Source organism: Flavobacterium sp. DG2-3, from assembly GCF_030730925.1.
Lineage (GTDB): Bacteria > Bacteroidota > Bacteroidia > Flavobacteriales > Flavobacteriaceae > Flavobacterium.
Genome location: NZ_JAVAMB010000013.1, coordinates 1 through 15034, shown reverse-complemented (window position 1 = coordinate 15034; position 15034 = coordinate 1). Strand labels below are relative to the sequence as shown.

9 protein-coding genes are annotated in these 15034 nt (G+C 34.5%); 5 read left to right on the top strand and 4 right to left on the bottom strand.

From position 1 onward, the window contains the following. The first annotated feature begins 139 nt into the window (after positions 1–139). The 3 genes from Q9Q97_RS16755 to Q9Q97_RS16745 are packed head-to-tail and all read left to right on the top strand — an operon-like array spanning position 140 to position 6818. The gene (locus Q9Q97_RS16755; protein WP_306159174.1) at positions 140–3385 is read left to right on the top strand and encodes a TonB-dependent receptor; all 3246 of its coding nucleotides are present in this window, start codon (positions 140–142) and stop codon (positions 3383–3385) included. A gap of 16 nt (positions 3386–3401) precedes the next feature. Further along, a complete protein-coding gene (locus Q9Q97_RS16750) occupies positions 3402–5216 on the top strand; it encodes a RagB/SusD family nutrient uptake outer membrane protein (RefSeq protein ID WP_306159172.1) in 1815 nt (604 codons plus the stop codon). Between the two features lie 27 nt (positions 5217–5243). After that, positions 5244–6818 carry a DUF5123 domain-containing protein gene (locus tag Q9Q97_RS16745; protein WP_306159170.1) on the top strand — a complete coding sequence of 525 codons (1575 nt, stop codon included), beginning with the start codon at positions 5244–5246 and terminating at the stop codon, positions 6816–6818. A gap of 103 nt (positions 6819–6921) precedes the next feature. On the opposite strand, the gene Q9Q97_RS16740 is transcribed toward Q9Q97_RS16745, so the two are convergent. From Q9Q97_RS16740 to Q9Q97_RS16725, 4 genes are all read right to left on the bottom strand, one after another. Then, complete coding sequence (locus tag Q9Q97_RS16740) at positions 6922–7542, bottom strand: pentapeptide repeat-containing protein (RefSeq protein WP_306159168.1); 621 nt, start codon at positions 7540–7542, stop codon at positions 6922–6924. Further along, complete coding sequence (locus Q9Q97_RS16735) at positions 7520–7720, bottom strand: hypothetical protein (RefSeq protein WP_306159166.1); 201 nt, start codon at positions 7718–7720, stop codon at positions 7520–7522. The genes Q9Q97_RS16740 and Q9Q97_RS16735 overlap by 23 nt, the downstream gene beginning before the upstream one ends. 70 nt (positions 7721–7790) lie before the next feature. Beyond that, complete coding sequence (locus tag Q9Q97_RS16730) at positions 7791–8711, bottom strand: AraC family transcriptional regulator (protein WP_306159165.1); 921 nt, start codon at positions 8709–8711, stop codon at positions 7791–7793. A gap of 2 nt (positions 8712–8713) precedes the next feature. Further along, the gene (locus Q9Q97_RS16725) at positions 8714–9277 is read right to left on the bottom strand and encodes a DUF6642 family protein (RefSeq protein ID WP_125722622.1); all 564 of its coding nucleotides are present in this window, start codon (positions 9275–9277) and stop codon (positions 8714–8716) included. 184 nt (positions 9278–9461) lie between these two features. On the opposite strand from Q9Q97_RS16725, the gene Q9Q97_RS16720 reads away from it, so the two are divergent. Beyond that, positions 9462–10067: a nucleosidase gene (locus Q9Q97_RS16720; RefSeq protein WP_306159163.1), complete on the top strand. Its 606-nt coding sequence runs from the start codon at positions 9462–9464 to the stop codon at positions 10065–10067. Between the two features lie 359 nt (positions 10068–10426). Further along, entirely contained in the window at positions 10427–14557 is a 4131-nt protein-coding gene (locus tag Q9Q97_RS16715; RefSeq protein WP_306159161.1) for a hybrid sensor histidine kinase/response regulator transcription factor, read from the top strand. The last annotated feature ends 477 nt before the right edge of the window (positions 14558–15034 follow it).

The window sequence follows — 15034 nt, the reverse complement described above, 5'->3', positions numbered from 1 at the left end:
CCGTAAAGCTTTAATACAGTTATAAATAAAGTATTGTTAAAATAAAACCACAAAAATTAACTAAAAAATGAATTGAAAGTAACCACAAAAAACCACTTAAACCAAAAAGAAAAAACATTAATAACTTAAACAATCAACCATGAACTTTAAAGAACTATTAAACAAAGGAGCAAATTTTTGCTTTAAACTTGTTTTCTTACTGTGCTTATTGATCGGTAGTCAAGTACACGCACAGGGCACAACGATAGAGGGAACCGTGAAGGATGCCGCGGGACTTTCTCTTCCTGGGGTAAACGTCTTAGAGAAAGGAACTAAGAACGGAACTTCTACCGATTTTGACGGACATTATAAAATAAAGCTTACCAACCCTAAAGCGGTCTTAAGTTTTTCTTTTATAGGATTTAAAACCATTGACATTTCAGCTGACGGAAAAACAAAAGTAAATGCAACGATGTCTGAAGATTCTAATAGCTTAAATGAAGTTGTTGTAATTGGGTATGGAACTTCTAAGAAATCTGATTTGACTGGAGCTGTTTCTACGATTTCTGGTACTGATCTTAAAAAAGTGCCTGTAGCCAATGTCGCTGAAGCGTTAACGGGTAGAATTGCGGGTGTGCAGGTAACGGCATCAGAAGGTTCTCCAGATGCAGATATTAAAATTAGAGTTCGTGGAGGAGGATCTCTTACTCAAGATGCTTCGCCATTAATTATTGTAGACGGATTTCCGATCAACAATATGAATGATATTTCTTCTTCTGATATTGACTCAATGACGGTTTTAAAAGATGCTGCTTCAACTGCAATCTACGGATCTCGTGGTGCAAATGGAGTAATTCTTATTACAACAAAAAGAGGTAAAGACGGAAAAATGGCAGTAAACTTCAATATGTTCTATGGTATGAAAACTATGGCGAAAGAAATTGATGTTTTGTCGCCTGAAGATTATACTAAATGGCAATACGAATATGCATTACTTTCTCAAAGCGGAACAAAAGTGCCTTCTGACCCAGATTCATATACTAAGTATTTTGGAAATTGGCAGGATCAGGATATGTACAAAGGTTTAAAAGGAGATAATTGGCAAAAGCAGATTTTTGGACGCACAGGTGAAGTGCAAAGCCGTGATTTAGGAATTAGAGGCGGAACAGATAAGCTTAATTATAATTTTAATTACGCTCATTATGATGAAAAGGCAATCATGATAGGTTCAAATTATAAAAGAAACAACCTTTCGTTAGCTTTAAATAGTAAACTAAGTGATAAAATTGATGTCGGTTTTACGGTACGTTATTCAGATACTGAGATTGATGGTGGTGGTGTGAATGAGCAAAATGAAAAATCGTCTGCAGATTCACGTATGAGAACAATTGTAGGATATGCTCCAATTCCAGTATCAGGATTGACTTCTGAGGATGTAGCCGGAGATGGATCGGATGTGTTAATTAATCCTTTTTCATCTGTTTCGGATAATGAGCGTCAGCAGTTTCGTAAAAACTTTAATATGTTAGGAACTTTCGGTTGGGAAATTGTAGACAACTTAAAGTTGAAAGTAGATTTAGGTCTTGATAATTATAACAATTTAGATTATCGTTTCTACGGGCTAACTACTTATTACGTAGCAAACTCTCCAATAGCAACTTTGCAAGATATGCCTGCTATGATTATGGGGGATAGTAAAGAAAGACGTTTTAGAAACGCTAATACGTTGAATTACGATTTCAAAAAAATAATGGGAGAAGACCATCATTTGACTGCGCTTCTTGGTCAAGAAAGTATTGAATACAAATCAAATACTGTAACAACTACTATTCATGGATATCCAACGTTTTTTGATTTTGAAAAAGCAAAAACACTTACAAGTCAGGGAACACCGCAATTAGTAGATAATTACTATAATCCAGATGATAAATTATTATCATTTTTTGGACGTGCAAACTATGATTACAAAAATCGTTACATATTCTCTGCTACTTTTCGTGCAGACGGATCTAGTAAATTCTTAGATGGAAACCGTTGGGGATATTTCCCAGCTTTTGCAGCAGGATGGAAAATTTCAGAAGAAAATTTCTTGAAAAATAAATCTTGGCTAAGTCTTTTAAAAGTAAGAGCAAGTTATGGTGAAGCAGGAAATAATAATATACCTGTTGGGCAGCAAATTCAAATTTTTCAATCTACAGGTACTACATGGATAAACGGTGTTACGAGTGTTTGGGCGCCTTCTAAAACAATGCCTAACCCTGACTTGAAATGGGAAACAACAGTAACTCAAAACTTTGGTTTAGATTTCGGATTTTTCAAAAACCGTTTAAGTGGTAATTTTGATGTCTACAAAAATGTTACCAGCGACTTGTTAATTAATTTCCCAGTTCCAGGATCTGGATACGATTATCAATACCGTAATATGGGAGAAACACAAAATACAGGTTTCGAAGCAACTGTAAATGTTGTAGCTATTGAAAAAGCGAAATACGGTTTGAATTTTTCATTGAATATGGCGGTAAACAAAAATCGTATTAACTCGCTAGGTGTTATGAGCGATTTCGGACAGGCAACGGGTTGGGCTTCTTCACAAATCGGAGATGACTACCTTATATCAGTCGGTTCTTCGTTAGGTGCTATGTATGGGTATAAAAATGATGGAAGATATGAGGTTTCTGATTTTGATTATGTAGGTGGAAAATATGTTCTGAAAAGCGGAGTAATTCCTACTGCTGGTACTTTAGTAGGAGACAATAACGGTCTTAAACCTGGAGACATGAAATTGAAAGATGTTAACGGAGATGGTAAAGTAGATATAAATGATAAAACAATTATCGGAAACGTTAATCCTAAAAGCTCAGGAGGTTTTGTAATCAATGGAAATGCTTATGGATTTGATTTAATGGCAGCTTTTAACTGGAGCATTGGTAATGAAGTGTATAATGCTGATAAAATCGAATTTTCGACAGCTACAGCTTCAGGAAAATATAAAAACCTTAATTCTGAAATGGCAGATGGAAAAAGATGGACGAATTTAGATCCAACGACAGGTCAATTAGTAACAGATAATCCTGAAGCTTTAGCAGCTCTTAATGCTAATACAACAATGTGGTCTCCATACATGAGAACTGCAATATTTACAGATTGGGCAGTTGAAGACGCATCATTTTTAAGATTGAATACTTTAACATTAGGATATACAACTCCTGAAATGTTTACATCTAAACTAGGAATTTCTAAATTAAGATTCTATTTGACGGCAAGCAATGTTTTTGTTTGGACGAACTACTCAGGTTCTGATCCTGAAGTTTCAACCAGAAGAAAAAACCCGCTGACACCAGGGGTTGATTCAAGTCCTTATCCAAGAAGCAGACAAATGATTTTTGGAATGAATCTTAATTTCTAATTTAAAAGACAACAAAATGAAACATAAAATAATAATAGCGGGATTGATAATTTGTAGTCTATTTAGTTCTTGCCAGCAATTTGAAGACGATTATTTAGATACAGATGCACCATCAACATTAGATCCATCATTGATCTTTTCTGAACCAGATCTTGCAAAGGGAGCCGTTGACGGAATAAAAGTGCCATTTGCAGAGACTAACTCTTATAGAGGAAGATTTTTACCATATTACGGATTAAATACAGATACAGAATGGTACAACACTTCGCAAACAGCAGGTGATAAAGCAGATTTATGTGTTTACGATGCTAAGCCAAGTAATACAGAGATGAATACAACGAATAATGCGTATTCAATGATGTTTTCAGGTATTGAACGTGCGAATGTTTGCATTACTGGTATGCGTCAATATGGAGATCCTAAACCTGGAACAGAAATGGGGCAGTTATTAGGAGAGGCTTTAACATTGAGAGCTATTTATTATGCTGATTTGCTTAAAGCATGGGGAGATGTTCCTGCTCGATTTGAACCTATTACTACTGCAACTTTATATTTGCCAAAAACAAGCAGAGATGTTATTTATAAGCAATTAATTGCAGATTTGGGAGAAGCATCAACATTGGTTGCATGGCCAAATGAAACTTCTTATACAAGCACTGTTGAACATGTAAATAAAGCTTTTGTAAAAGCATTTAGAGCACGTTTGGCTTTGGTAGCAAGTGGTTATCAGCAATATCCTGACGGAGTAAGAAGAAGTACTGATCCAGAACTTTCAGTTGCTAATATGTACGCATTGGCATTAAAAGAGTCTCGTGAAGTGATTCAAAGCGGTTCTGCTCATTTAGAAACTACTTTTGAAGGATTATGGAGAAAATACAATCAAGAAATTACTACTGCTGGAGGAGAATCTCTTTGGGAACTTCCTTTTGCTGATGGTCGTGGCCGTATGTTGTTTACGTTTGCAGTAAAACATACTTCTGTAAGTGATCAATTCCAGCAAAATGGAGCAAATCGTGGAGGTGTAGCAGGTCCTTTGCCATTTGTTTTCTATGATTATGACCAAACAGATTTACGTAGAGATGTTACTTGCGTGCCTTACAAATGGGGTACTGCTGTGCCTGCAAGTCCATATCCTATTGCTAAACAGGAGTTAGTTGCATTAGACACTTGGTGTTTTGGTAAATACCGTTACGAGTGGATGAATCGTAGAGTAACTTCAGATAATGATGATGGTGTTAATAAAATGTACATGCGTTATGCTGAAGTGCTTCTTATTGCAGCTGAAACAGCAAATGAGTTAGAAGGTCCTGGTGCTGCGATGCCTTATTTAAAAGAAATTAGAAGAAGATCATTTTCTTCAGCAGATCAAGCTGTGAAAGTAGAAAACTATGTAAATAATTTAAGCAGTAAAGAAGCAATGTTTAATGCTCTTGTTGAAGAAAATAAATTTGAGTTTACAGGAGAAATGGAACGTAAACAAGCTCTTATTCGTTGGAATTTGCTTAAAACAAACTTAGACAAGGCTAAAGAAAAAATGGTAAACTTATCTGCTCGTACTGGCGAATATGCTGACGTGCCTGCAACTTTATACTATAAATATAAATCAGATAATGTAAGCTTAGACATTTACGGATTGAATAGAGGAGAAACTTCAAATCCTGGAGCATCATATACATCTTTTGATTGGAAATGGACAGGCACAGCTGCTGATGCAAAGATAAGTTCATTGTATAAAGCGGGTGTTAATCCTGATAACAGACAATATTGGCCAATTTGGCAAGTATTTCTTGATGGAAGTAATGGCCAGTTAAAAAATGATTTTGGTTATTAAAATCTTTAATAAATTAATTAAGTTATTATGATGAAAACAAAATATATATTTAGAGGACTAATAACCCTATTATTACTTGCAATTTCAGTTTCTGGCTGCGAAAGTTATAATGAAGAGTTGTTAGACGGTATAGGTAATACAAGAGAATTTTCTCCAATTGGACTTACATCCAAAATTAGAAATTCGACTACAGTTGAATTAAACTGGAACGTTAAAACGGATGAAAATGTAGATCATTATGTGGTAGAATTTAGTCCAGATGATCCAGAGTTTAAGACCATTTTTAAATCATTAAATGTTTCGCCAGACCAACTTCCAATTCAAGTAGCTTTAGAAGGAGAAACAACCTATTCGATCAGAGTAAAAGCGGTAAGCGCTGCTGGTCTTGAAGATTCTAAATGGTCGGTTACAACTGCAACGACATTATCTGAGCAGATTTTCTTCCCTATTAAAGCAGAAGAAATCCAAGGAGAGTCTGTTACAGTACGATGGACACCAAACAGCAATGTAACTCAAATTTTAGTTCAGCCAGGTAATATAACGCATACTATAACGGCAGAAGAAAAAACGGCTGGAGTAGCAATCGTTACAGGATTAACCCCAGAAACTGATTATACTGCTACTTTAAAAAATGGAACTAAAACTAGAGGAATACTAACTTTTACGAGTGGTGTTGATCTTAAAAATGGTATTATAGTAAATCCAGGAGACGACTTAAATGCAAAAATAGCTCAAGCGTCAGCAGGATCTAGATTATTGCTTATGCCGGGTATTTATCAAACAACAGGAGAGGTGATTCTAAATAAAACACTTATCATTAGAGGGGTAAGACCAGAAAACAAACCAAAACTGAATGTTAAATTCACTGTAAATGCAGGTCTTGTTAATCTTTCTCTGGTAGATTTAGAATTACACGGAACAGCGTTAACTAATGCAGCAGTGGTAACTATTTCAGGAGCATCTAATTATGGAGATATTTTAATCAGTAAATGTAATGTTCATGATTATACACGTGCTTTAATGGCGGCGAGTGTATCAAATTCAAAATTAAATTCATTTACGGTTGACAATAGTATTGTGAAATCTGTAAATACAAATGCAGGAGCTGATTTTATCGATTTTAGAAATACATATGTTGCAAGTATACTGCTTAAAAACAGTACGTTTGATTCTTGTTCTACAGGACGTGATTTTGTTAGGGTAGATGCAGTTCTTCCTGCTAATGGAGGTTTTTCTGGTACCGGTTTAAAAACTACAACTTCAATACAAAGCTGTACACTTTATAATGTTTCAAGTACAGCAGCACCGAAAAGAATTTTGTATGTGAGATTCTTAGATAACAGCTCGACTGTAATGAATACATTGATCGTGTCAACAACGGCTATCTATACAAATCAGGCAGCTACAGAGACACCAACATTTAGTAAAAATTACTATTATGCAGCGCCAAGTTTTATGGATGCTTCAATTGCCTTAAATAAAGTTGATGCATCAGGAGTAACGGCAAATCCACAGTTTGTTGACCCTGCAACAGGTAATTTCAAAGTTCAAAACCAAACATTGATTGATAATAATATTGGAGATCCTCGTTGGTTAAAATAAAAAATCGTGGTTGATTAAATAGAAAAAGCGGGACACAATTTAGTTTGTGATCCCGCTTTTTTACTTTTAATATCGGTTTCAGTTTCCTTATGTAAACGAACAATTATTCGATGGAAAAATCAAATTTTTGGAGCAAACCCGCAAGTGCTGTATGAGAAACCTTTGTGCCTTTAATTTTATTTTCTGACGGATCAAAAGCATAATTTCTGGAGGTTCTAAAATCGGTTTTTTCTAGAATGCTATCTGCGAAAGTGGCACCAGAAAGATCACAATTTTTAAAAACCGCTAAAGATAAATCAGTATTCGAGAAATCGGTTTCTTTTAGAGAGCAATCTATAAAATTGGTTTTCTTTAGTTTTTTATAAATGAAAGTGGAATATTCCAAAATGCAATCATCAAAATTCATTGAAAATAAAAAACTGTTGCAGGCGCTAAAGTCCAATCCCATTAATTTACACCCAATAAATTTGATGTTTTTTAATCCAGTATTTCGTAATGTGGCTAAAGAAATATTGCAGTTTTTGAAAGTGCAATCTAGAAAGTCGTTATGGCTTAAATCGCTTTTAGAAAAATTACAGTTAAGGAACTCGCAGTTTACAAATTCGGTATTTGCTAGACTTTGTTCCGAATAATCGATGGTTTCGAAAGTTCGGTTTTGGTATAATTTTGATTCCATATAATGATAAGAAGGCGTGTGTATTTTATTCCAATTCGATGCATTCAAAAACCGTATTGTTTTGAAGCAGGTCTGCGACATTTAATTCGCTGTCAACTCTTAAGATATTATCACAGTCTTCAAGGTCGAAATTCCATTGAGACTCTGGTAATAATTGATTTAGCAATGCAGAAGCCGATTCGAATTTGCTCTGAGTATCAACGGAAGTTTTAAAAACATAAATCATAGTTTGCATTTTTGAGGAAGCAAATTTCTGAAAAACAAAGACATATTTGTTAGGATTCTATAATCAATAATTAGGACTTATCAATCATTTTTCGATATCGGATAGGAGAGATTCCTTCTGCTTTTTTAAAAAAACGGCTAAAGTAAGATTGATCTTCAAACCCGACTTGCGTTGCGATTTCACCTACAGAAAGAGTCGTTTGGAACAATAAATATTTTGCTTCCAATAATATGTTTTCGTCAATCCATTTGACAGCAGATTTTCCTGTTACGGTTTTAATACATTTATTCAAATGGTTTGGGGTGACATTTAATAAAGAAGAATAATAATTAACCTGATGTTGGGTTTTGATATGGTCATGAATCAATTCTTTGAATTTTGCTGTAATGGCTTCCGCTGCCGAAATGCTTTTAGAAGTTTTTACCGCATTTTTATTCATTTCATAAAACAAAGTAATCAGATATGATTGCACAATATTGAAATCGGTAACAGTAGTTTCAGAATATTCCTTTTTCAATCGTTCTAAAATATTGGTAATTGGCGCAATATCTTCTGCTGCAAGTTTGATTTTAGGATTTCCTGAAATTTTTAAAAAATCAAAATCATTCAGCAGTTCGCGACTGCCGTATTTTCGAATTAAAATATCGGGATGAAACTGGCAAATATATCCTTTATGAATATTATTGACATTATCTAGCGAAAAAATCTGACCAGCGGGAACGATTATCATTTCGTTATCAGTCGTGATATATTCCTGATAACCCAACTTCATAGTATGCTGGCCCGAAGAAATAAAAATAACCGTATGACAGGAATGTTTAGAAGGCGGCACCGGATGCTGCATGTGCATGATTTCTTCGATTTCCAGACAAAAAAAATGATCAGAATTCGATTTGAAAAGCAAATGGATAGGATTGTCTTCTCCTAAAAACTTCTCACGAAATCCCTTTGGACTATAGGTCTTTATTTTCTCTGCCTGCTTCTTTTCCATTTTTAATAATATAATCTAAAATCAAGCAGTTTGCACAAATTGTAATGTTTGGCATAAAGATCTTCAACAACCTCAATCAGATTGTCATTTTCCTGATATAAACTAAAAAAAGCCTTGTCAATAGTACTGCAGCTGGCAATTTTATTGTAAGTCGAACCATAGCCAGAAATTGCTCTAGCGCCAGTAATGTCTAAGAAATACTGCGCTTCTTCTTCGTTTAAATCTAAGACTTTCAGATTGGCAAAATGAATAATTTTACCTTTCATTTTTCCTTCAAACAATTCGGCAATTTCTTCAATACTGTAATAATAATCGTGAAGGCAGATATTGTTTTGCTGTCCAGGCATGGCAAGATAAATGATTTCATAATCCTTAAAATTATGATCTTCATAAAGAAGAATATTCAAACTTTCTTCAAGCCCCTCGATCGTGTCGCAGGTTTTATGAATACTAGAAATACCTTGGTCAATTGCCAATTCTTCCAGACATTTTACCACATGAGTAGGTGTGTGATCGTCTATATCTTTGACGCCTTCAAGGCAGAAAATAAATTTTTCATTATCCATTCAGTCTCTCTTTCTGTTATTTAAAGATTGAAATTATTTTTATACTGATTCTAACAAAAGTATTTTTTCTAAAACAAAATCCCGCATCCAGAACAGATTTTAACGTCTTTTTTGGATTTTATATAATTGCTTCAGCCTCATAAAATTTTAAACGTATTTTTGTAAACCGAAAATTAAATTATTCATGATACAGATTAACCAAACAGCATCATTTGCTGTTGAAGATATAGTATTCTGCTTTGCACTTCCATCTGAAGCGGCGGAAGTTTTTAAAGGACAAAACGTTTTATTTACCGGAATCGGAAAAGTAAATGCCGCTTACGAATTGACAAAACAGATTCAAAAGAAAAAACCTGCCGTTATTATCAATCTAGGATCGGCGGGAAGCAGTTGTTTTCAAAAAGGCGACGTAATCTGCTGCACTAAATTTGTACAAAGAGATATGGACGTTCGAGGCTTAGGTTTTGAATTATATGAAACGCCACTTTCTGGTTTACCGCCCGTTTTAGAATATGGTTTATTGATGGATAATCTTCGAGAAGGAATCTGCGGAACCGGTGACAATTTCGAAATGGGACATTGTTCTGATGCGTATAATGTGGTTGATATGGAAGCGTATGCTTTAGCCATGATCGCCATGAAAGAAAATATTCCATTTTTATGCTTAAAGTATATTTCTGATGGAGCCGATGATAATGCTGCAGAAGATTGGACGATTCAGGTACATAAAGCCGCGATTACTTACGGTAAAATTTTAGGATTGATTGAAGAAGAAGCAAAAACAGTATGATTCGGTCGATTTTAGTATGAAATTTAATTCGCTTATTTGATAGTAAATTCAATTGTTTTTTTCGGTATAATATGAACCTGAAAGGTTCAAACATTTATAGCATATAATTTCACCATTGTTGGTACGACCCCTTCGGGGTCGCATTGCGTTTTGTATTTCTTAGTTCTATAAATATGTAAATCCTCCGGATTTTGAAAACTTCTCAATAAAATCAGCCAATAAAGTACATCTACACCCCTTAAAAAGAAAAAACTCCCACCCTAAATTTTCGCATAAACATTATTTTGCAGTCAATTCCATTGATTTTTTTTCATAGGTTTATTGACGTTAAATCTTTCGGATTTTATTAAATTTCGTTTATGCAGCATATCAGAATCTACTTTTTAAGTTTAATTGTATTTCTTTCCATTTCTTTCGAGGCAAAGGCGCAGCGATCCGATTTGTATTTTGACCATATCGATTACGATGTGAGTTTTTCGCAAAGTATGATTTCCAGTATCCATCAAACCCAAAAAGGATTTATATGGATTGGTACGGCAAACGGATTAATCAGTTACGATGGTTATGATTTTCTAAGATACGTTTACAACAAAGACATTCTCAACAGTATTAGCAACAATCACGTCAATGTGATTTTGGAAGACAACGAAAGACAGCTTTGGATTGGAACCAACAACGGACTGAATCTATTTAACAAAAACGAAAGAACTTTTCTTCGTGTCGATGTTCAGAAAATAAAAGGCGGAAGAAATTATATTTCGTCACTAATTCAGGACGACGAAAACCGAATCTGGATTGGAACTTTTGGCGGAATCAAAAAATTAAACAAACAGAAATATTTACTTGAAGAAATCTCAAACGATCATAATTCGCCATTTAGAAAAAGCAGGGTTTTGTCTTTGTTTTATGATAAAAATTATGGCGTTTTGGTCGGAACTGCAAAAGGTTTGGAATGTTTTGATCCTAAAAATGGTTCGAAAAAAGCGCTTCCAAATGCTTTGGCTGAAAACCAAGATTTACTAAAATCGAAAGTCTGGAAAATCATTAAAGAAAAAAACGACGATTTATGGTTTGCTACCGAAGCCAACGGCGTTTTTAAATTTGATATAGATAAAAATACCGTAAAAAATTACTTGGTTAATTCACCTGGGAAAACTAGTTTATGTTCCAATTGGGTAAATGATATTACAGCAGTTGACAACAACACGATTTGGTTTGCGACCAAAAACGGTTTGTGTGTTTATAAAAAAGACCGAAACGAATTTACCAAATACGGTCACAATCCGCTGCAGAGTTACAGTCTTTCAGACGATGACGTAAAGTGTTTTTTAAAAGACCGTCATAACGATATTTGGATCGGGACAAATGGAGGCGGAGTCAACTTTTTTCAGAAAACCAATACCAATTTTACCAATATACGAGAAGTTGTAAAACCCAATTTTGGTTTAAATACCGCTTTTGTAAATGCTGTTGCTAGAGAAAATGACGGTTCGGTTTGGGTGGGAACGAACGGTGGAGGTCTGAATTATCTTGATTTTAAAAACAATACAAATGCTTCCTATCAGATTGAAGGTTATGATTTTGACAAAAGTGTCAATATGATTACGGCTTTGGTGAATCAGGACGCGCAAAATTTGTATTGCGGAACTTTCAACGGACTTTTCAAATTCAATAAAAGCAGTAAGTCTTTTCAGTTTATCTCGCTTTCGCGAAAGGATTCCAAAGAGAGAGAACGCCCAATTACTTCGTTACTAATGGATAACGGCGATTTATGGGTTGGTACCAACGGAAACGGACTGAAAAAAGTTATGCCCGACGGAACAGTCGAAATTTACATGGCCGATGGAAGCTCAAATTCGCTTAGCGATAACTTCATCACTTTTATCGAAAACAGAAAAGATGGACTCTGGATTGCCACACAATACGGTTTGAATTATTTCGATAAAAAAATGAAACAGGTTACAAGAGTTTTCAAAACAGGTTCAAAAAGCGGACTTTCGAATAATAGTCTCACTGTAATGTTTACCGATTCTAAAGGTCGATTCTGGGTTGGCGCAGAAAGCGGAGGTGTTACTATTTTTGATGAAAAGAAAGGGCGATTTTTCGAAATTAACCGTTCGATGGGTTTTACAGACGAAACTATCAAAAGTATTTTGGAAGATTCAGAAGGAAATATCTGGATCAGCGACAACAATCTGTTGTATAAAATTAGAACCAAAAATGTAAAACCAGTTTTAAATATCAGAGATTTTGAAATCACTTCTTTTTCTTCTAAAGATGGTTTGAAAGTAAAACAGTTCTCTAATAATTGCAGTACAAAACTCAATGCGAAACAATTGGTTTTTGGCTCTTCAAACGGATTAATTGTTTTTAAACCACATAAATTAATTAAGACCGAAGACAAATTGCCAATCGTTCTCACCAAACTTATTGTAAACAACGAAGAAATTAGACCCGGAAATAAAGAGGTTTCGATGGAAAAACGCATTAGTGAAACTTCCGAAATCACGTTGAAACACGATCAAGGTTACATCGGATTGGAATTTAGTGCTATGAATTTTATTTCTCCAGAAAAAAATGAATATGCCTATAAATTGGAAAGTTCGTTCAATAAAGACGAATGGCATATTATTGGTTCGCAGCATTATATCAATTTGACCAATTTAAATTCGGGAACTTATACGCTTCAAATTAAAACCTCAAATGGAGGTGGAGAATGGAATCCGAATATTAAAACTTTAAAAATTACCATGCTGCCGCCGTGGTGGAGAACTTGGTGGGCTTACATTTTCTATTTGGGATTATTAATTGCAGGTTCTGTTTTATTATTCCGTTTTTTAAGAAATCGAGAATTGTTAAAACAAGCCTATTATTTGGATCAAGTCGAAAAGGAAAGACAAGAAGAATTGTATAAAATGAAACTGGATTTCTTTACGAATGTTTCGCATGAAATCAGAACGCCTTTAACTTTAATTAGCGGGCCAGTTGAAGAACTTTTAAGCGGTGCAGAAAAGGGTTCGAATATGGAGCATAAACTCAAAACCATTAAAAACAATTCGGATCGATTATTGAAATTGGTCAACGAATTAATGGATTTTAGAAAAGCCGAAAAAGGGAGCATGAAAATCTATTGCGAACAGCAGGATATTGTTTCGTTTTGTTTTGATATTTACGAATCGTTTCGGGGTATTGCCGTTGAGAAAAAAATCGATTATAAATTCGTTCTCAATATCAATACAGCGCTGATTTATTTTGATAAAAACCAAATGGAAAAAGTGATTTACAACTTGCTCTCAAATGCGTTTAAATTCACAAGCAAAGGCGGAAAAATCACTTTGGCGGTTGAACAAAAAGACAATTCAGATTTTATCGAAATCAAAGTAAAAGACAACGGTATTGGAATTCCAGATAACAGAAAAAAGAAAATCTTCAAAAACTTTTTCCAATTGGACGATCGCGGAAGTGCAAATCTCGGAAGCGGAATTGGCTTGGCATTAAGCAAAAGTATTGTTGAACTGCATCACGGTGAAATTAAGGTTCAGACAGAAGAAGACCCTAACTTTACTACCATTTTCTCGATTAAGCTGAAAAAAGGAAAAGAACATTTTAAAAAATCTCAAATCGTTGAAAATTCAGTTAAAATAGAAGAAAATGCCAATCCGATTTCTGATGTGAAAACTGAAATTGAAGTTTATGACAGAGATTTTACGGAAGAATTGGACAGCAGTAAAAAAACAGTTTTAGTTATTGATGACAATGAAGAAGTGCTTTCGTTTGTTTATGATGTTTTGTATACAGATTACAGAGTGCTGAAATTTACAAGCGGATCGAGTGCGTTGGAATTTATGGAAAAAGAAATTCCGGATCTCATTGTAACCGATGTCATGATGCCTGAAATGGATGGTTTTGAATTGTGTACGATTTTAAAAACAAACCTCAACACCAATCATATTCCGGTAATTATGCTTACGGCAAAATCTTCGACTTTAAACAAAATCGAAGGACTTTCAACTGGAGCCGATGCCTATATTTCGAAACCTTTTAGCATTGAAGAATTAAAATTGACAATTGCGAATCTATTATCGGCTAAAGAAATTATGCGCCAGAAATTTGGCGAAGGCTTTATTACAGATGTTCAGGAAGAAAATCTAAATACTCCCGAAGGTTTGTTTTTAAAGAAACTAACACAAATTATAGAAAACAATCTGGACAATACCGACTTTGATGTAAACGATCTGGTAAACGAAATCGGAATGAGCCGAACGGTGCTGTATAAAAAAGTGCAATCCTTAACAGATCAATCGGTAGCAGGTTTTATAAAAAATATGAGATTGAAGAAAGCTGCCAGTTTATTGGCCAATACCAGTTATTCGGTTGCCGAGGTTACGTATATGGTAGGTTTTAATGACAGAAAACATTTTAGTAAAGAATTTAAAAAGTGCTACAATCTTTCTCCGACTGAATATAAAAGTTCTCAGGGACGTATTTAACCGCAAAGGGCGCTAAGATTTACGCAAAGTCCGCAAAGTTTATTTTAAGCTTTGCGGACTTTGCGCTTTTTTCTTTATGTGCTTTGCGGTTAAATTTTAGCCACAGATTATACAGATTAGCACAGATTTTTCTTTTTAATTTTTGTCAATAATTTTTCTCTCGCAGATTTGGCAGATTTGGGGGATTTTCTGCTTGAGTAAAGATCTCCGCAGATTTTTTATAAATAAAGCTAAAAGCTAAATCTGCATGATCTGCCAAATCTGCGGGAGAAAAAAACATATTTCATGCTGATTGATAATAAATCTTTTTTAATTCTTTTAATCTGTGGCAAATAAGCTTTGCGGACTTTGCGCTTTTTTCTTTGTGTGCTTTGCGGTTAAATTTTAGCCACAGATTATGCAGATTAGCACAGATTTTTCTTTTTAATTTTTGTCAATAATTTTTCTCTCGCAGATTTGGCAGATTTGGGGGATTTT